This window comes from Pseudomonas lini, from assembly GCF_964063345.1.
Classification (GTDB): Bacteria; Pseudomonadota; Gammaproteobacteria; order Pseudomonadales; family Pseudomonadaceae; genus Aquipseudomonas; species Aquipseudomonas lini_B.
Map to the genome: position 1 here is coordinate 575,292 of NZ_OZ061318.1, position 17,059 is coordinate 592,350.

Below are 17,059 nucleotides of genomic sequence, written 5' to 3' on the forward strand. Positions count from 1 at the left end.
ACATTCAGTGCATAAAATGGTCGCGAGAATGGACACCAGCTCCCTCACATTTCAACAGTTGTTTCGTCCGGGGAGCTGCTCAAATGGCTGCACCGTGGCCGAACGATGCTCCATCGATTTTCTAATTGACGAACGCTCATTGCTCAATGCTCTCATCACAGCTGCTGGTGATCATTCAGACTATATGGGCTGTTTCGTCAAAGGCTTTCCGGAGCCAAACAACCTGTCTAACTCTCGCCTGCTTTTATGCGAACACGCTGAAACAGAAAGTGGTCGTATCCTCCTCTACATTTGCCCCGAGTGCGGCGACATTGGGTGTGGTTCCTACTCGGTGCATGTTCGCCAAAACGATGACTGCTTTACGTGGGATTCCTTTGCTTACGAGAACGGTTATGAAGAGCCTTTAATCATAGAAGGCGTTGGCCCCTTCACATTTGAGAAGCATGCATATGAGGCGGCTATCAACGATGCGGCGGGGATCTAAAAGGTGATTTAACTGCACTACTAAAGCGGGATCGATTGCAGACCTTTGCAACGGGCAACCATGGGCCATATTGCACCCCTCCCTGACGGGCAGCTACCAGCCGAGGGGCTGGTCAGTCTTCGAAGCCCGTCTCTCCCTTTCCGATAATAGAGCGCGCGCCCGGCAGCAATCTTGACCATTGCGGCTATCATTAATGTCACTGTACTTTTTACGATTAAGCTCAGAAATGGGAAGCGTCACAGCAGTTTGCAGTGTCGCCCAGCCTTCTGGGGGGTTGCATCATGAAATGGACTTCGCACTTGGCACTCGCGGCCCTTTGTACCACCATCGTCCAAGCTGCGGATGTGTACAAATGCACGACCCCGGATGGTCGTGTGGTTTTCTCGAACTCCGGATGCGGAACCGCAAACGGGAGTGCAGAATTACAAGAGCTGAAAATCAACAACATGGGGGGGCCCATCAAACCATCTTCTGGGCAACGGAAAACCCAAAGCGTGGATTCGGATTCGCCTCATAACTCGCCGACCGTAGTCCAAGATTCCGCCGATGAAGATACAAGGGATGGTCGTATCAAGCGACGTTTAAGGGCTCAGGAGGAGTATCTCGACAGTCTGAAACCGAAAATCCCTGGCGTGACGGTGATCAAAAATAAGGGTAGCGAAACCAACCACGAAAAATCGATGCGTCTGAGAGAGGAGGCTCGAGAACTTTACTACCAACACTAATTGTTTTGAATGACGAGTTTGAATTGATGGTCTCGCGTGACCGGACTTCGCGCGCTGCTCAAGCGCCTATCTAGCGAACAAGTGATACCGCTATTTCAGTCCATGGTCGAAGCAGCTTTTCGTCACAGGCAGAAATCGGCCAGAAGTGACACCTGGAATGCCCTCGACCTTTACATCGCTTTGGAAGAGATCGCACTGGCCAACCCAAAACGTGCCTTGAGCAAACGCGGCTAGGCGCGTTCACACCGCTATAGTCGATTCTATTGCCGACCGTACTTCCAGGAGTTTTTCCCCAGTGTCTGACATGCCGATCAACTTCGCTTACACAAAACGCTTCAACGCCGTACTCGCCTACATTGATGCCCATCTCGAAGGTGACCTGTCGGTGAAGACGTTGAGCCAAGTGGCGAACTTTTCGGCGTTTCACTTCCATCGACAATTCACCGCGTTCGCAGGCGTGCCTGTCTCACGTTATGTGCAACTGATGCGGCTACGGCGCGCGGCACATCGCCTGGCCGCCTCCGCTGATCACTCGGTATTGGACGCCGCACTCGGTGCCGGCTTTGAAAGTCCCGAGGCATTTTGCAGGGCGTTCAGGCGGGCGTTCGGTATGACGCCGAGTGCGTTCAGGAGGGAACCGAACTGGCAGGTCTGGAATGCGGTATTCGCAATCCCTCACTTTTCCAGGACTATCATCATGCAAGTACGAATCGTGGAATTCCCTGAAGTCAGGGTAGCAACGCTTGAGCACTGCGGGCCAGCCGGGCTCGTCAATGAGAGCGTGCGCAAGTTCATCGAGTGGCGTATGCAGAGCGGACAGTCGCCGGTGGCATCGAGTCGCACCTTTGGCATTCCCTATGGCAACCCCGATACGACACCGCCACAAGCATTCCGCTTCGCCATTTGCGGCGAGATTCACGAGGCGGTAGCGCCGAATGAGTTCGGTGTGCACGAGATCGTCATTCCTGGCGGTCGCTACGTCGTGGTGCGACACGCGGGGTCACCGGATCACATTGGCGAAACGATCTATCCGATTTACCGCGATTGGCTTCCCGCCAGTGGAGAGGAACTTCGTGACCAGCCACTGTTCTTTCATTACCTGAGCGTCTATCCCGAGACACCGCAGGATCAATGGCAAACTGATGTATATGTTCCGCTGCAATAGCGGAGCAAGCAGCTTTCGACCCTGAGCTGATATCGACGAGTGTCCGCTCAGGGTTGTGGATTTCGGCCAGTCATGACAGGCAGGAATCGGCCTCCCAAAGCCAAAGGTTACATTCAGTCTCTTCGCCCCCTATTGATCGCGTTCTGTCATCGACTATTTATATTGACGCCAAAAAAAAGAAGTCGCGCGATTACAGCTGAGGTGTTGGGCGTGAAATATAGGCCAATGATTTATATGGATTTTTAAAAAAAGTCGGAATGGGTAGCGCAGAGTTATCTAGAGACCACTATTATTTCGTTATCGCCGAACTCGCTCTAATCACTGTTATGCGTCAGCGACAAAGCAAGCCCTTAATCAATAATTATAGGAGAGTAACATGTCGATAAAAAAAATAACGGCTTTACTCGTGCTGGCTTTTAGCTTTTTCGGAGTTACGAGTTGCGCCAACATAAGAAATTATTCAGAAATCTCAAGCGAAAGAGACAAGAGCATAGTTCCTGATATTGACTATTATGACTTTGCATACAATATAGATACCATTGTGCTTCCTGCAGAAATAAAAACCAAAGAAAATGTAAATATAGACAACAATTTTTCGGACGAATTACAAATTTCAAACTGGGGGAATGTTATCAAGAATGCGACCCAGAAAGAAATTCATAACAGTGATCGTTTTATCGAATTTGGAATTTACAGTGGCCGCATTGAAATAAGCGCAGAAGTATCTTCAGTGTCTATAAGCAACGCATGGGGTGGAATTCGATCGAAGTGCAATGTTGTTTACACATATAAAGATTTAGTGGCAGGAAAAATACTCTCCAAGCATGAGAGCGCCATTGAAATAATGGCACTGTCCCCTACCATACCAAAATCCAGCAATAGTTCTTTTTACAGCTTTGATCAACTCACCTATGCAATTGCTCGCGAGGCGATTGTTGGGCTCATTCGATTGCCGCCTATTGCTGATATTCAGCTGACACAAAAGCAAGTGAAGTTTTATAATTCGAACATCAAAAAAAAGCCCAAGCAAATTATTAGTTATGTTCCGATTGACAACCTCATCAACAAGAATAAAAAAGAACTAAACTCTGCTTTTTCAACGACGAAGAAAATTCAAAAAAATAGTAATAAATCGGGGAAGAAAAATAAATCAAAGATTAGAGTAGACACCGTCTCTGCTCCCGCCACACCTCCCCTGGAATCTAACACTACTAGTGATACCCCCACCGCAAACATCGTTAAATCGAGTGAAAATTCTGTCAGTCAGAACTCAAGCCAGGCCGCGACTGAAACTAAAAAAGACGATAGTGATTTAAGAGGAATTGCTAGTTCAACGGAGTATTTGAAGGATGGCACCGTTAAAAACGACGAGCCAAGTTATGACGGCAGTGGATATATAGCCACCCCTCAAATCAACGTATCAGTAGAGCAAGAAAGAGCAATGGACGAATGGCTAAAAGAGGAAAATGCAAAGTTACAAGGAGCGACTGGCAATGCCACTTCACGTACCGGATATACAGGTGCGCCGAGACTCTATCAACCTAAAAACAAGGTAGAGGCAGCGCCAGAAAAAGCAATGGACGAATGAAGGTCTCCGATATCCATAGGAGAACTAAAAACGCAGCGGGCACGCTCCGCTGCTTTGAATATTATTGGGCGTAATGCGTATTAAGATTTCAGCATGTCTTTCGCGATAGTGTGTAGGATTGGCGGGTGGCATTCCTGTCGATCAATGCAGTTCAGATGACTGCTATCCAGGCTTAATGTTCTCGCTGCAAAGCTGTATGAGATGAAACTGCATTCCTTGCCTAGAGCATCCAGAGGAATGTCATTCCAATAGCGAAACCAGACGCGGCTCAATCGAGCACGTAAGCACCTCAAGTAGAGCCAGCGTCACCGGTAGTTTGAAGCGCCGCCGGCCAGCGCTGCCGGGGTTGAGGTATAGCCGTTCGCCGCGCCATTCTATGCGTGGCTTATGCGAATGGCCGGTGATCACCAGCCTTATGTCTGCATCAAGCACGGCAGGGACATCGGCAATGTCGTGTACCAGCAAGGTCTGCCATCCATTCAGGTCGAAACATAGTCGGTCGGCGATATTTGCTGCCCAAGGGGCGTCCAGATCATTGTTCCCGCGTACTACATGCAGTGGGGCAATAGACGCCAGTTGATCAAGGATTTCGAGCTTGCCGATGTCTCCGGCATGAATGATCCATTCACACCCCTCCAGGGCAGCAAGGGCTTCGGCGCGCAGTAAGCCATGGGTATCGGAGATCACGCCAACTTTCATGCAAAGCTCCAGACCGGGCTCAAGTATGGGAATTCACCAGAACCAACGCAGCCGACTGAATACCGGGCTTTCAAGGTGAGTATTATGGTCGGCCCGCTCTGCTGCGGGTCATATGGATGAGTGCTGATCTACGACTATCCAGAGAAGATCGTTCTTCAACAGCAAAGGGCAAGAAGCCCAGTTTTGGATAAAGCAGCAAGCCTGCTGTGTTTTCATTGAAGCATGAGATCTGGACCTCTGTGGCGTCGTAGCGATTGAACGCCAGAGCTGTCATTGTCTCCACGATGAAGGTCGCCACACCTTTACCTCGTGCCTCTTGGGCAACGATGACATTGCCGATACAGCAAACCCCACCCGTTTCAGCCCGATAAAAGTTAGCAAAGCCGACGACGCTATTCCCGCTCTCGACAACCGTCGAGTCGAATCGTTGAGTAATAGCGTTAGACAGCTGAGCTTCAGTCAGCGGGTATTGAGCTTTCGGAAACATATAAAACAGTTCCCGAGCATCAAGGGGAAAGCTACAAATAGTTTTGATGTCATCAGCCTTCACTGGCCTGTGTTGCAATATCATCGCGCGTCCTTGAGGTCTATGTTTACCGCTAACCAAGCGGGATTGGAGCGTGTTCTGCCCCAATCCCGGCCTTCCTATTTCTGGCCACCCGACAATGGTGGGGTTCGAGGCGGAATCAATCGCTTCGTCCCCGTCGACTCAAACGCCGAAGCCAAGCGAAGCAGCGTCGAGTCGTCATAAGCACGACCGGCAAAGGTCAGCCCGACGGGCATGCCGATGTCTGGCATGACACCCATTGGCACCGTGACCGTGGGAACACCCAAGTGGCGGATGGCGAGATTGCCGTTGGCGACCCAGACACCGTTACTCCATGCGATGTCCGCAGACTTCGGATCGACATCGGCATTCGCCGGCCCGACGTCGGCCACCGTCGGGAAGATCACCGCGTCGAGCCCCAGCCGGTCCATCCACTCTTCAAGATCAATCCGGCGCGTCTGCTCAAGGCCGCGAAGTCCGTCCGGCACCGTGGTGATCTGGTCCCAAGGGGTGATGCCGCGCTCGGCCATCCGTACATATTCGTCCATGCCAGCGGCAAGGTCGCCCTCACGGTTGGGCAGTGTCCCCGGGTCGTGCGGGAAAATCAGCGGTCCGTTCACATCGACCAGGCGATTGAGTTTTGGATCGCCGTTGGCCTGCAGAAAATCGTCGAACGCCCAAGCCGTCAGATCCCATAACTCATGATGGAGGAACTCTTTGGACACCAGGCCGCGGTTAAACACCGTCGGTGCTCCAGGGCGATCACCCTCGCAATTGGAGACCAGCGGGAAGTCGACCTCGATCACTTCGGCACCAAAGGCTTCGAGTGCCTTGCGAGCCTCTTCCCAGAGCCCGATAACCGAGGGACGGGTGTTGATTCGCTGGCCCGTCGGACCGCCGATACCAGGCGCATCGCTGGTGCCTGCATCGGGATCCGCATTGATGTACATACGAGGAACGCCGAAGCGCTTTCCGGCGAGGGCATCGGTGTTCGCGGCAAGCGACCCATAGGAAGCGGGACGCACCGAGGCGACACTCGGGATGGGCACCCAAGGTTGCATCCGCCACAGATCGCCTCGTGTGTCGGGATCATCCGCCACCACCACGTCGAGCACTTCGAGCAAGTCCGCCATGGTTCTGGCAAACGGCACGACAACGTCCATGGTCGGCGTCAACGGCCAGTTGCCGCGCACCGAGATCACCCCGCGCGAAGGCGTATAGGCACACAAACCATTGTTCGAGGCAGGCCCTCGGCCGCTCGACCAAGTCTCTTCGGCCAGGCCGAAGGCTGCGAAACTGGCGGCGGTTGCCGTACCGGCGCCGTTCGATGAACCCGAGGCGAAAGGGGCGGTGAGATAGTCAGCGTTGTACGGGCTCTCGGCACGGCCATAGACCCCGCGCTGCATGCCGCCGTTCGCCATGGGCGGCATATTGGTCTTGCCCAGGCAGATCGCGCCGGCGGCACGAAGCCGTTCGATGGTGAACGCATCGCGATAAGCAATCAGGTTCGCGAAGGCGGGGCTTCCGGAGGCTGCGGTAAGCCCCTTCACCAGATAACTGTCCTTGGCCGTATAGGGAATGCCATCAAGCGGCCCCAGCGTTTCGCCCTTGGCCCGACGGGCATCGGACGCCTGCGCTTCCTTGAGCGCATCGGGGTTGCGAACCACCACTGCGTTGAGGGCGGTGGGCGTGTCCGGGCCGTCGTAGGCATCGATCCTGGCGAGATAGGCCTGGACCAGTTCAACCGCCGTCGTCTGGCCCGATTCGAGCGCAGCACGCAATTGGGCAATGGAAACCTCGGTGACTTCGATCATGCTGTTACCGTCGGCGGCTGATGGGTGACTGGATCTTGGACTCAAAGGCATCACTTATCTCAAAAGGGGTTTTCATATCGGTTCTCGTTGCACTGCATCAGCGCGGTCGATTATTCACAATATGGGCTCAACATCTTTATTTCGGGGCGCTTGATGCAGTATCTGCGACCAAGTACGTCGTACCCGTGATTTTGCATAAAATTAAAGAAAGAGCCCACCCCATAAACAGCCCTGAAATGCTACGCATCCTGAAGCCGCTCACGCAGAAACTCGATAAACCGCTGGGTTTTCGCCGGCAACAGCCGCGTCTCGGTGAGGGCGTAAACCGAGACGGGTGAAGCCTGCCACTGCGGCAGGACTCTGCGCAGCGTGCCATCGGCGATGTCTTGCGCAACGATACCTTCCCCCAATAACGCGATCCCCAGATCCAGAGTCGCCAGACGTCGAATCATTCCCACGCTGTTGAGTTCGAATCGACCGGCAACCTCAACCTCCACCTCCCCTTCACTGCCGGAGAGTATCCAGCGGTCGGCGCGCGTGCCGCGCATACGCAGGCATTCGTGGCTGACCAAGTCCGCGGGATGAATCGGCTCACCGTGAAGTTCGAGATAACGGGGCGAGGCATACAGGTAGCGGCGCAAACTGGCGAGCTTACGGGCAATCAGGTTCGAACTCGCTGGCTCGCCCATGCGAATGACCACATCGACCGGCTCACTCACCAGATCGACCTGGCGTGGAGTCAGATCAAACTCGAAGTTGATACCGGGATACAACTGCGCAAACTCCGCAATCAGCGGTGCCAGGTAGATATTGGCGAAATCCACCGGCAGTGAAGCCCGCAGTACACCGCTGGGCTGGGCAAGCATTTCGCCGAGCTGCTCGTGCGCGAGCCGGGCTTCGTCGACGATGCGTTTGCAGCGATCGAAGTACAACTGCCCCGCCTCGGTCAGCTCGATTTTGCGCGTGGTGCGATGTAAAAGCCTTAACCCGATTTCCTTCTCGAGGCCACTTATCCGGCGCGACAGTGTCGAGTTCGGCATCCCCATCGCCTCGGCCGCACGGCGAAAACTGCGCGCCTTCACGACTTCGACGAACAGCGCCATGTCGTTGAGAAACTCCAATGTCATTGCTCCATCAGTGGATCAGTCAATTCCGTTTTACCAGGTTTATCCCGAATTCGGATTGATCAATGATAGCCACATCGTTTCCTGAGGAGTACCGCAATGCATTCGCTTTTTTCTCAAGTCCAGATCGGTCGCCTTACACTGTCCAACCGCATGGTCATGGCCCCGATGACGCGTTCGCGTTCCGATGACGCCGGGGTGCCTACCGAGCTGGTGCCGACTTACTATGCGCAGCGCGCCGGTGCCGGGCTGATTATCTCTGAAGGGGTGTTTCCTGCAGCCCTTGGCCAGGGTTACCTGCGCACTCCCGGTATCGAAACCGCCGAACAAGTGGCCGCCTGGAAGCAGGTTACCGAAGCCGTACATGCTCGCGGTGGGCGGATCTTCATGCAGCTGATGCATTGCGGACGCATTTCGCACCCTTCGCTGTTGCCTGACGGCGCCCTGCCACAGGCCCCCTCCGCGATCAAACCCGCCGGCCAGACCTGGACAGCCACAGGCCTTCAGGACTTCGTTACCCCAAAGGCACTGAGCGTGGTCGAGATTGCCGCGGTTATCGAGGGCTACCGTCAGGCCGCTCGCCTGGCCATCGAGGCCGGTTTCGACGGTGTCGAGCTGCATGGCGCGTCGGGGTATCTGCCTGAACAGTTTCTCTCGACGGGCAGCAATCAGCGCACCGATGAGTACGGTGGATCGGTTGAAAACCGTGTTCGCTTTGTAGTGGAGGTGTTGAACGCCATAGCGACGGAAATTGGCAGTGATCGCGTCGGCATCAAGCTCTCCCCTGAAATGCACTTCAACGACATCGTCGATGCCAACCCGCAAGAAACCTACACCCATCTGGTCGAGCAATTGCGCGGGCTGAATCTCGCCTATCTGCACGTTGCCCTGTTCGGCGCCAGCGTCGATTACCACGCCTTGTTGCGTCCCCTGTTCGATGGCAGCTACCTGATCGGTGGCGGGCTCGATCAACGCTCCGCCGAATCGCTGATCGCCGGGGGCCAGGCCGACGCGGTGGTGTTTGGCAACGCATTCCTCGCCAACCCCGACCTGCCCGAGCGTTTTCGCACAGGTGCCGAGCTTAATGTGCCGGACAAAGACACGTTTTACGCACCGGGCGCTCAGGGGTATATCGATTACCCGGCCATGAGCTCGGCTCAAAGCGCCTGAGTGGCGCTGCAAGGCTAAAAATCTGGTGCAAAACCTGTGGGAGCGGGCTTGCCCGCGATAGCGGTGTGTCAGCCAACATTAATTTCGACTGACACTCCCTAATCGCGGGCAAGCCCGCTCCCACATGGAGGTGCGTTTGACTGACTGTTGCCGTCTACATCTCAACCTGCGTGCCCAGCTCTATCACGCGATTGAGCGGCAACTTGAAGTATTTGAGGTTGCTGTTGGCGTTCTTCAGCAAAAACGCGAACAGGGTTTCGCGCCAACGGGCCATGCCGATACGCTTGGTCGGGATGACCGTCTCCCGGCTAAGGAAATACGTGGTGCGCATTGGACTGAAATCCAGCTCTTTCAAATGGCACAGGCTCAACGCCAGAGGTACGTCGGGCTCCTCGATAAAACCGAAGTGCAGACTCACTCGAAAGAACCCTTCACCATAAGCCTCGACTTCGAATCGCCGATCCGCAGCCACACGCGGGCTGTCTTCAGACACTACGGTAAGCAACACCACCTGCTCGTGTAGTACCTGGTTATGCAACAGGTTATGCAAGAGCGCATGAGGAACCGCATCAGCCCTGGCCGTCAGAAATACCGCGGTACCCTGCACACGATGGGGTGGCTGCGAGCCGATGCTGCTGATGAACAACGGCAGCGGCAGCGAGGTTTCGTCCAGTCGCTCGACAATGATCTTTCGGCCCCGCTTCCAGGTGGTCATCAAAATGAACAGGGCAATACCGGCGATCACCGGGAATGCACCGCCCTGGAAAATTTTCGGAGCGTTGGCGGCGAAGTACAGGCTGTCCACCACGAGAAAACCCAACAGCATCGGAATGGCCAGCCAACGAGGTGTTTTCCACAGCAGCAATACGACAGCCGAGGACAGAATGGTCGTAATCAGCATGGTCCCCGTCACCGCCACGCCATAAGCCGCCGCCAGCGCACTGGACGATTCAAAGCCGATGACCAGCAACACGACGCCGACCATCAGCGCCCAGTTCACCATGCCGATATAAATCTGCCCCTGCTCCTGACTGGAGGTGTGCTGGATAAACATACGAGGCACATAACCCAGCTGAATAGCCTGGCGAGTCAGTGAGAACGCACCGGAAATCACGGCTTGGGAGGCGATGATGGTGGCCAGTGTCGAGAGCGCGACCATCGGCAGCAGCGCCCAGTCAGGTGCCAATAGATAGAACGGATTACGCACCGCTTCCGGGTTCCCGAGGATCAGCGCGCCCTGGCCAAAGTAGTTGAGTACCAGGCCGGGGAGCACCAGGATGAACCAGGCACGAGCAATGGGTTTGCGACCAAAATGGCCCATATCGGCATACAGTGCTTCAGCACCGGTCAATGCCAACACGACGGCGCCCAGAATGGCGACGCCGATGCCCGGATGAACCACGAAAAATTGCACCGCCCACGCAGGATTCAGCGCTTGCAGAACCTCCGGCCGTTGCAAGATGCCGTAAATGCCGAGTGCACCCAACACCACAAACCACAGCACCATGACCGGGCCGAACAGGATGCCGATACGCGCCGTGCCATGTTTCTGTATCAGGAACAGTGCTACCAGGACAACCACGGACAGCGGCACCACCCAATGTTCGATGCCATCGAACGCAAGCTGTAGCCCTTCAACCGCTGAGAGCACCGAGATGGCCGGGGTGATCATGCTGTCGCCGTAAAAAAGTGCCGCGCCAAACAAGCCAAGCAGTACCAGAACCCTGCTCATTTTAGGAAACGGCGCCGCGGCCCGACGTGCCAGGGCCGTCAAGGCCATGATGCCCCCCTCGCCCTGGTTGTCGGCGCGCAGGATAAACAGCACGTACTTGATCGAGACGACCCAGATCAGTGACCAGAAGATCAACGACAGAACGCCCAGTACACCGTCGTGATTAGCCTGGACTCCGTAGTGACCGGCGAACACTTCTTTGAGGGTGTAAAGAGGGCTGGTGCCGATATCCCCATAAACCACACCCACTGCGGCGACGAGCAAACCCACTCCCGAGGTTCTGGAATGGGATTCTTCATGGGCAGGGGTCGTTGTTTCGCTCACGGGTAGCTTCTCTGAAACGGAAGGAAAAGGAATTGACCTCAAGTCAGCTGGGGGACGAAGGATCGCAGGCTTTATTGATGATCAAGAAACGCGGCAAGTATCGTTGTGGGGAAGAACATCCACCGTAAAAAAACCGTAAAATTCTACCGGCAGCGCCCTCCTCCAATGCTCATCGAGCGATTCGCACCTACTGCGCCTTCCCGCCACCAGGCTTATAGAAAAGAAACTTCCGGGTCTCGGCCGTCCTGGTGTATTTCTTTGCCCAGGCGGGCTTTACCGTTCTGTCGTGGAAATACAAAGCACCATGGGTGCGGTCCGTGAGTTGCTTGTTGAGTGCCTTGCGCGCGATTTCCTTGGCGAGGGCATATTCGTCGTCTTCCTTTACCTGATCCGCACGTCCGTCGCACCACCACGAAAACTGGCAGGAGCCCGTTTCAGAACCTTGCTTGACCACGGCGCACACCGTATCGGGAAACCCACCATGGCCGAGCCGGTTCATGACCACGTTGGCGACAGCTTCCATGTTGGCAGGTGCCACACCTTTGGCTTCCCAATAGATGCTGCGTGCAAAGCAGGTGATTGCATCGTCCAGAGGGGCTGCGCCTGCCGGATCGACCGCCTGCGCTTCGGACGGGGTGATGACCGCGGACTTGGGCACCGGAAGTTCGCCGTCCTTCTCGGCGGCTTTCTCCTCCAGGACCTGCGCCTTGTCTTCGGCCACTTCCTGTTTTTTCTCTTGGTCAGCGGCCAATACCTGGCCGCACAGAAGGATGATTGCGAAGCAGGTGAGTACCCATTTTAATCGCATGATCGATCCTTCCGATGACACTGGCTTGGGCAATGAAATGGCGATGTTGTAGCGCTGACCTGCTGTGATTGTAGTCGTCGCAAGTCATTCCAGCCGTCTGACAATAAACGCGTCTCGGCGCAAAAAGGCATTGCGTCCGGAGGGGTGAAATCGCGCATCATGGATGCAGTCCGTTCAAGGGAGATTTTCATGCGCAGCCTGTCATCCGTTTTGCATCTTGCCGTGTTGTCATTCGGGCTGGTGTTCAGCGTCGCCGCGTCGGCGGCCGATGAAACGCAACTGGTCGAGTCGATCAACGTTTACCGCAGCCAGGCGCAGCGCTGCGGTGGTCAGGCATCTTCGGAGTTGCCGCCGCTGGCGAGCGATCCGCGTCTGGTCCTGTCCGCCAACAGCATCGGCGACTTGCAGCAGGCACTGGCCCGCGCGGCTTATCCGATGGTCAATGTGCAGGCGATCAGCTTGTCCGGCCCGCGTGATGCGCCGTCCGCCATGAAGGCGATTCAGGAGAGTTTCTGCCAAGTGGTGCTGGACCCGCAATTCGTCGACATCGGCGTCAGCCGCGATGGCCGTGAATGGCGCATTGTGCTGGCGCGTCCGCTGTTGACCGGGCGTCTGGGCGACTGGCAGGCGGAGGGACAGAAACTGCTTGAAGCGATGAACAGCGCTCGCGCTCAGACGCGCCAGTGCGGCACCCAAGCCTTTACCGCCACGACGCCGCTGGCCTGGAACGCCACGCTGGGTTCCGCGGCCGAGACCCACAGCCGGGCCATGGCCAACAATAACTATTTCGATCACAAGGACCGCGATGGTCGCACGCCGGGTGATCGGGCTGAACTGGCGGGTTATGCCGGCCAGCAGGTCGGCGAGAACATCGCCGCCGGGCAAGACACCGTGCGCAAGGTGGTCGATGGCTGGCTGGCCAGCCCGGGCCATTGCGCCAACCTGATGAACCCACAATTTCGTGAGTTGGGGGCAGCTTATGCAGTGGACCCGAAGAGTGATGCGGGCATTTACTGGACGGCGATGTTTGGTACGCCGTGAAGGCTTGAATCGACAGTTGAAAAAGGAATCGCCATTTGAATAAAGCCCCCTCTTCGACCGTCGAGCAGGACCTGTCGAAGCCTGCGGCCATCAGTCTGCGGGAAGCGTTTCTGTTCTGGCTGAAGCTCGGCTTCATCAGTTTCGGCGGGCCGGCCGGACAGATTTCGATCATGCACCAGGAATTGGTGGAGCGCCGACGCTGGATCTCGGAACGGCGCTTTCTGCATGCCCTCAACTACTGCATGTTGCTGCCTGGCCCCGAGGCTCAGCAGCTGGCGACCTACATCGGCTGGCTGATGCACCGCACATGGGGCGGCCTGATCGCCGGCGCGCTGTTTGTGCTGCCTTCGCTGTTCATCCTGATCGTGTTGTCCTGGGTGTACATCGCCTTTGGCGAAGTGCCGGCGGTGGCCGGTCTTTTTTATGGGATCAAGCCTGCCGTGACCGCCATTGTGGTGCAGGCAGCCCACCGGATCGGCTCGCGGGCCCTGAAGAACAACTGGCTGTGGGGAATCGCCGCAGCGTCATTCACGGCCATCTTCGTGTTCAATGTGCCGTTCCCGTTGATTGTGCTGGGCGCGGCCATCATCGGTTATGTCGGCGGACGTCTGGCACCTGAAAGGTTCCAGACCGGGGGCCACGGCGCTGCGAAAAAATCCTTCGGCCCGGCGTTGATCGACGACGATACCCCGCCTCCCGAACACGCCCGCTTCAGCAGTTTTAAATTGCTGCGCCTGTTGCTGGTGGGTGCTGTTTTGTGGGTCTTGCCGATGGGTATTCTCACCGCGCTGTTTGGCTGGGAAGGCACCCTCACTCAAATGGCCTGGTTCTTTACCAAAGCGGCGTTGCTGACGTTCGGCGGCGCGTATGCCGTGCTGCCCTATGTGTATCAAGGCGCCGTCGGCCACTATGGCTGGCTGACACCCACGCAGATGATCGATGGCCTGGCACTCGGCGAAACGACTCCAGGACCGCTGATCATGGTGGTGGCTTTCGTCGGTTTTGTCGGCGCCTATATTCAGCAGGTGTTCGGCCCCGATCATGTGTTCCTGGCCGGCGCCCTCGCCGCCACGCTGGTGACCTGGTTCACCTTCCTGCCTTCGTTCCTGTTCATTCTCGCCGGCGGCCCGTTGGTGGAATCGACGCACAACGAACTCAGGCTCACCGCGCCGCTGACCGCGATTACTGCGGCAGTGGTCGGCGTGATTCTTAATCTGGCGTGTTTCTTCGGCTACCACGTGCTCTGGCCCAACGGCTTCGGCGGTCAACTCGACTGGCCTTCGGCGCTGATCGCCATTGCGGCGGCCATTGCGTTGTTCCGCTTCAAGCGGGGGGTAATCGAGGTGTTGATGGGATGCGGGCTGATTGGACTGGCGGTGCATCTGCTGCGCTAGCCCATCAAGAGGGAATCAATGACTTTGCCGTTGCCTCTGTAGCTCAGTCTTCAGCCAGAAGCTGGCCGATTGTACGCCTGCCGGACAACGCACTTCATAGGCGCGGCCACTCATACTGCTTTGGCTGGCCGCCAGATCGATGAAGTCCTCTGCGCTGTTTACCTTGTTCCGGTCTTCAAGATACTTCAGCTTCTTCTGCAGATGTACCCGGGCCTCAGCGCCCGGGTATTCGCTTCCATTACGCACAAACCGGCACTCACTGTGCTCGACAAAGTCCAGCAAGCTGTTTATTTCCTGAGTGGCTTGAGGTGGGGTTTGCGCCTGGGCATCGAGCGCCATAGCAGTCAGGCCGATACCCGTCGCGATCAGCCAATGGCTGAGGCGCCGAGCGAAACCTCCAGGCAGAATTCCCATAGTGATTCCTCGCATGACTGACGGCAGATCAGAGCGGTGGTACCCGCTCTGAAGGCTGACGGGCAAGTATCAATCGTCGTCGCGGTCGTCACGGTCCCGATCGCGGTAACGACGGCGATCATCACGACGGTCGTAATCGCGGTCATACCCTCGATCATCACGTTGGTCATAGCCTCGGTCATGGTCCCGACGGTATTCACGACGGTGATCCCGATCGTACCTGTCGTCATCTTCCCAGTGAGGAAAGCAACCTCCCAGCAGGAGGGTACTTGCAATGGCCAGGGTCATTATCGCGGTGCGCTTCATTTGAACGTCCTAAAAGGTCAGAGCTGCGGGGATGAGGTGACGCTTCCCGCGAAATAAATCGCAGTGCGTTCAAACCCATAACTACGACCTTCCAGCCAATCAATGATTCCGTTATCGCAGGGCCTTAGAGCGTTCTTTGGCTATTGCCGATGGTTTTGGCTTTTTCGATGGCCCACTCCATCGCAGCTTCCATGTCCATCTGATGCGGCGACGGATGGTTGTCCTCAACGATGGCCGAGCCGTCCGGCCAGTAAACACCGATGAACATCCCCAGCGAACCGTCTCTCAATATCTCGGCCTTGACCTTGATCGTGCATCCGTTCGATAGCGTTTCCGAGTGGATCATATGGCGCTCAGTCATGACTGCATTCCTCCCGTCGTAGCTATCAGCGTAACCCATGCAGCGCTGACCGCGATGACGCTCAAGCGTCTATCTGCACCACCTCGATCCCCAGTTTTTGATAATCCTCGACATTGCCCGAGGCCACGTGACGCTCGGTGATCAGGGTGTGCACGCGGTTGCAAGGCGCAACAACGAAGGGCTCCACCGCCCCCAGTTTGTCTGCGGTGGTGACGGCAATCACATGAAAAGCGCTGGCGAGCATCGCCTGTTTCACCGGCACCTCATCGAAATGCAGCGAGCTGATGCCGACTTCCGGATGAATGGCGCAAACCCCGGTGAACACCAGGTCGGCCTTGATGCTCTCGATCAGCCGCAGCGCTTCGTGGCCGCCGGAAGACATCGTCGCGGGATTGAGCTGACCACCGGCGACAATCACTGTGATGCCAGTGTATTCAGCCAAGGTAATCGCGATCATCGGCGACGCGGTAATGGCCGTGATGCAGATGTCTGCGGGCAGCGAGCGCGCGATTTGCAGCGTGGTGCTGCCGGAATCGAAAATCACGATCTGGCCGTTTTTGACCCGGCGTGCGGCGAGTTGGGCCAGCCGGGTTTTCACTTCATCGGTTTCGCCGACCCGAGTGAAGTAGTCCTTGCCCGTGTCTTTGGGCCGCGGCAACGCCCCGCCATGCACCCGCTGCACCAGCCCGGCGCTGGCCAGTTCCGACAGATCCCGGCGGATGGTGTCCTCGGACACGGCGAAATGCTGGCTCAATTCGGAAGCCATGACCTTACCGTCGCGTTCCAGGATCAGCAGGATTTTCTGACGGCGTAGCTGCGGGAGTTCGGCGTTGGAATGCTCGGCTTGCATGGTTATGCCTGTTTTTGCGTGTTTGTGCGAGATTAGCCAAACACCGGGATGAGCACAACCGGCAGCAGAAGAATGCAGGCTTATGCCAGGCGCAGAACCTGTGGGAGCGGGCTTGCCCGCGAAGGCGGTGTGTCAGACGACATCAATGGTGGATGTGCAACCGCCATCGCGGGCAAGCCCGCTCCCACATGGGTTGTGCTAGCCGAACGCAGCCTTCGGCACCTGCTACAACGAACGCGTCGTGGTTGAAATGGTTTCACCGACTCGCAAACACGAAAAAGCCCGCACAAGGCGGGCTTTGAAAATCGATGTAGGTGGCCAGCGCTGGTCTCTGGCTTACAAGGTTTATCGGGCCTCTCACAGAACAGGATTTTTTGCTTTAGGCTGTTCTGCCTCACACGGCATAAGGGCTGGATCTCAGCGCGGAGATCTTTCTAACCGTGTACCCTTGGGAGCGCGCCCCACGCTTCCTCGCTATCCCTTTGCGCATCAGTCTGCGTCTTCACCTACAGC

17 protein-coding genes are annotated in these 17,059 nt (G+C 56.4%); 7 read left to right on the top strand and 10 right to left on the bottom strand.

The genetic code is table 11. From position 1 onward, the window contains the following. Nucleotides 1-28: 28 nt before the first annotated feature. From AB3226_RS02580 to AB3226_RS02595, 4 genes are all read left to right on the top strand, one after another. On the top strand, nucleotides 29-484 hold the full coding sequence (locus AB3226_RS02580; protein ID WP_367371886.1) for a hypothetical protein: 456 nt from the start codon (nucleotides 29-31) through the stop codon (nucleotides 482-484). A 281-nt stretch (nucleotides 485-765) separates the two neighbouring features. Further along, complete coding sequence (locus AB3226_RS02585; protein ID WP_367371887.1) at nucleotides 766-1,209, top strand: DUF4124 domain-containing protein; 444 nt, start codon at nucleotides 766-768, stop codon at nucleotides 1,207-1,209. 295 nt (nucleotides 1,210-1,504) lie between these two features. Then, entirely contained in the window at nucleotides 1,505-2,374 is an 870-nt protein-coding gene (locus AB3226_RS02590; protein WP_367371888.1) for a GyrI-like domain-containing protein, read from the top strand. Between the two features lie 376 nt (nucleotides 2,375-2,750). Further along, nucleotides 2,751-3,962, top strand: coding sequence for a hypothetical protein (locus AB3226_RS02595; RefSeq protein ID WP_367371889.1), 1,212 nt, complete (start codon nucleotides 2,751-2,753; stop codon nucleotides 3,960-3,962). A gap of 240 nt (nucleotides 3,963-4,202) precedes the next feature. On the opposite strand, the gene AB3226_RS02600 is transcribed toward AB3226_RS02595, so the two are convergent. The 4 genes from AB3226_RS02600 to AB3226_RS02615 form a co-directional block, all read right to left on the bottom strand. Next, entirely contained in the window at nucleotides 4,203-4,661 is a 459-nt protein-coding gene (locus tag AB3226_RS02600) for a metallophosphoesterase family protein (RefSeq protein WP_367371890.1), read from the bottom strand. 82 nt (nucleotides 4,662-4,743) lie between these two features. Next, nucleotides 4,744-5,232 carry a GNAT family N-acetyltransferase gene (locus tag AB3226_RS02605; protein ID WP_367371891.1) on the bottom strand — a complete coding sequence of 163 codons (489 nt, stop codon included), beginning with the start codon at nucleotides 5,230-5,232 and terminating at the stop codon, nucleotides 4,744-4,746. 74 nt (nucleotides 5,233-5,306) lie between these two features. Then, nucleotides 5,307-7,022: an amidase gene (locus tag AB3226_RS02610; protein WP_367371892.1), complete on the bottom strand. Its 1,716-nt coding sequence runs from the start codon at nucleotides 7,020-7,022 to the stop codon at nucleotides 5,307-5,309. 239 nt (nucleotides 7,023-7,261) lie between these two features. After that, nucleotides 7,262-8,143, bottom strand: a complete 882-nt coding sequence (locus tag AB3226_RS02615; protein ID WP_367375737.1) for a LysR family transcriptional regulator — start codon at nucleotides 8,141-8,143, stop codon at nucleotides 7,262-7,264. Between the two features lie 102 nt (nucleotides 8,144-8,245). Here AB3226_RS02615 and AB3226_RS02620 point away from each other — a divergent pair, with 102 nt between their 5' ends. Next, complete coding sequence (locus AB3226_RS02620; protein WP_367371893.1) at nucleotides 8,246-9,316, top strand: alkene reductase; 1,071 nt, start codon at nucleotides 8,246-8,248, stop codon at nucleotides 9,314-9,316. Nucleotides 9,317-9,470: 154 nt separating this feature from the next. Here AB3226_RS02620 and AB3226_RS02625 read toward each other — a convergent pair whose 3' ends face one another. Continuing rightward, a complete protein-coding gene (locus AB3226_RS02625) occupies nucleotides 9,471-11,372 on the bottom strand; it encodes a potassium transporter Kup (protein WP_367371894.1) in 1,902 nt (633 codons plus the stop codon). 187 nt (nucleotides 11,373-11,559) lie between these two features. Beyond that, nucleotides 11,560-12,180, bottom strand: coding sequence for a cell wall hydrolase (locus AB3226_RS02630; RefSeq protein WP_367371895.1), 621 nt, complete (start codon nucleotides 12,178-12,180; stop codon nucleotides 11,560-11,562). A 189-nt stretch (nucleotides 12,181-12,369) separates the two neighbouring features. Between AB3226_RS02630 and AB3226_RS02635 the strand changes: the two genes are divergently transcribed. Both AB3226_RS02635 and chrA read left to right on the top strand, forming a co-directional pair. After that, entirely contained in the window at nucleotides 12,370-13,221 is an 852-nt protein-coding gene (locus AB3226_RS02635) for a CAP domain-containing protein (RefSeq protein WP_052963006.1), read from the top strand. Between the two features lie 35 nt (nucleotides 13,222-13,256). Continuing rightward, entirely contained in the window at nucleotides 13,257-14,615 is a 1,359-nt protein-coding gene (gene chrA / locus AB3226_RS02640) for a chromate efflux transporter (RefSeq protein WP_367371896.1), read from the top strand. Nucleotides 14,616-14,630: 15 nt separating this feature from the next. Here chrA and AB3226_RS02645 read toward each other — a convergent pair whose 3' ends face one another. The 4 genes from AB3226_RS02645 to AB3226_RS02660 form a co-directional block, all read right to left on the bottom strand. Beyond that, nucleotides 14,631-15,029: a DUF5329 domain-containing protein gene (locus AB3226_RS02645; protein WP_367371897.1), complete on the bottom strand. Its 399-nt coding sequence runs from the start codon at nucleotides 15,027-15,029 to the stop codon at nucleotides 14,631-14,633. Nucleotides 15,030-15,098: 69 nt separating this feature from the next. Beyond that, nucleotides 15,099-15,335, bottom strand: a complete 237-nt coding sequence (locus AB3226_RS02650; RefSeq protein WP_008006269.1) for a hypothetical protein — start codon at nucleotides 15,333-15,335, stop codon at nucleotides 15,099-15,101. Nucleotides 15,336-15,459: 124 nt separating this feature from the next. Beyond that, nucleotides 15,460-15,696 carry a hypothetical protein gene (locus AB3226_RS02655; RefSeq protein ID WP_258621651.1) on the bottom strand — a complete coding sequence of 79 codons (237 nt, stop codon included), beginning with the start codon at nucleotides 15,694-15,696 and terminating at the stop codon, nucleotides 15,460-15,462. Between the two features lie 61 nt (nucleotides 15,697-15,757). Continuing rightward, nucleotides 15,758-16,546 carry a DeoR/GlpR family DNA-binding transcription regulator gene (locus AB3226_RS02660; RefSeq protein WP_367371898.1) on the bottom strand — a complete coding sequence of 263 codons (789 nt, stop codon included), beginning with the start codon at nucleotides 16,544-16,546 and terminating at the stop codon, nucleotides 15,758-15,760. Nucleotides 16,547-17,059 lie beyond the last annotated feature (513 nt).

Excerpts from the sequence above, each read along its gene's own strand:
- AB3226_RS02585 (WP_367371887.1), top strand. The coding sequence starts at position 766 with ATGAAATGGACTTCGCACTTGGCACTCGCGGCCCTTTGTACCACCATC.
- AB3226_RS02650 (WP_008006269.1), bottom strand. The coding sequence starts at position 15,335 with ATGAAGCGCACCGCGATAATGACCCTGGCCATTGCAAGTACCCTCCTG.
- AB3226_RS02645 (WP_367371897.1), bottom strand. The coding sequence starts at position 15,029 with ATGGGAATTCTGCCTGGAGGTTTCGCTCGGCGCCTCAGCCATTGGCTG.
- AB3226_RS02600 (WP_367371890.1), bottom strand. The coding sequence starts at position 4,661 with ATGAAAGTTGGCGTGATCTCCGATACCCATGGCTTACTGCGCGCCGAA.
- AB3226_RS02580 (WP_367371886.1), top strand. The coding sequence starts at position 29 with ATGGACACCAGCTCCCTCACATTTCAACAGTTGTTTCGTCCGGGGAGC.
- AB3226_RS02610 (WP_367371892.1), bottom strand. The coding sequence starts at position 7,022 with ATGATCGAAGTCACCGAGGTTTCCATTGCCCAATTGCGTGCTGCGCTC.
- AB3226_RS02655 (WP_258621651.1), bottom strand. The coding sequence starts at position 15,696 with ATGACTGAGCGCCATATGATCCACTCGGAAACGCTATCGAACGGATGC.
- AB3226_RS02630 (WP_367371895.1), bottom strand. The coding sequence starts at position 12,180 with ATGCGATTAAAATGGGTACTCACCTGCTTCGCAATCATCCTTCTGTGC.
- AB3226_RS02620 (WP_367371893.1), top strand. The coding sequence starts at position 8,246 with ATGCATTCGCTTTTTTCTCAAGTCCAGATCGGTCGCCTTACACTGTCC.
- AB3226_RS02635 (WP_052963006.1), top strand. The coding sequence starts at position 12,370 with ATGCGCAGCCTGTCATCCGTTTTGCATCTTGCCGTGTTGTCATTCGGG.
- AB3226_RS02605 (WP_367371891.1), bottom strand. The coding sequence starts at position 5,232 with ATGATATTGCAACACAGGCCAGTGAAGGCTGATGACATCAAAACTATT.
- AB3226_RS02595 (WP_367371889.1), top strand. The coding sequence starts at position 2,751 with ATGTCGATAAAAAAAATAACGGCTTTACTCGTGCTGGCTTTTAGCTTT.
- AB3226_RS02660 (WP_367371898.1), bottom strand. The coding sequence starts at position 16,546 with ATGCAAGCCGAGCATTCCAACGCCGAACTCCCGCAGCTACGCCGTCAG.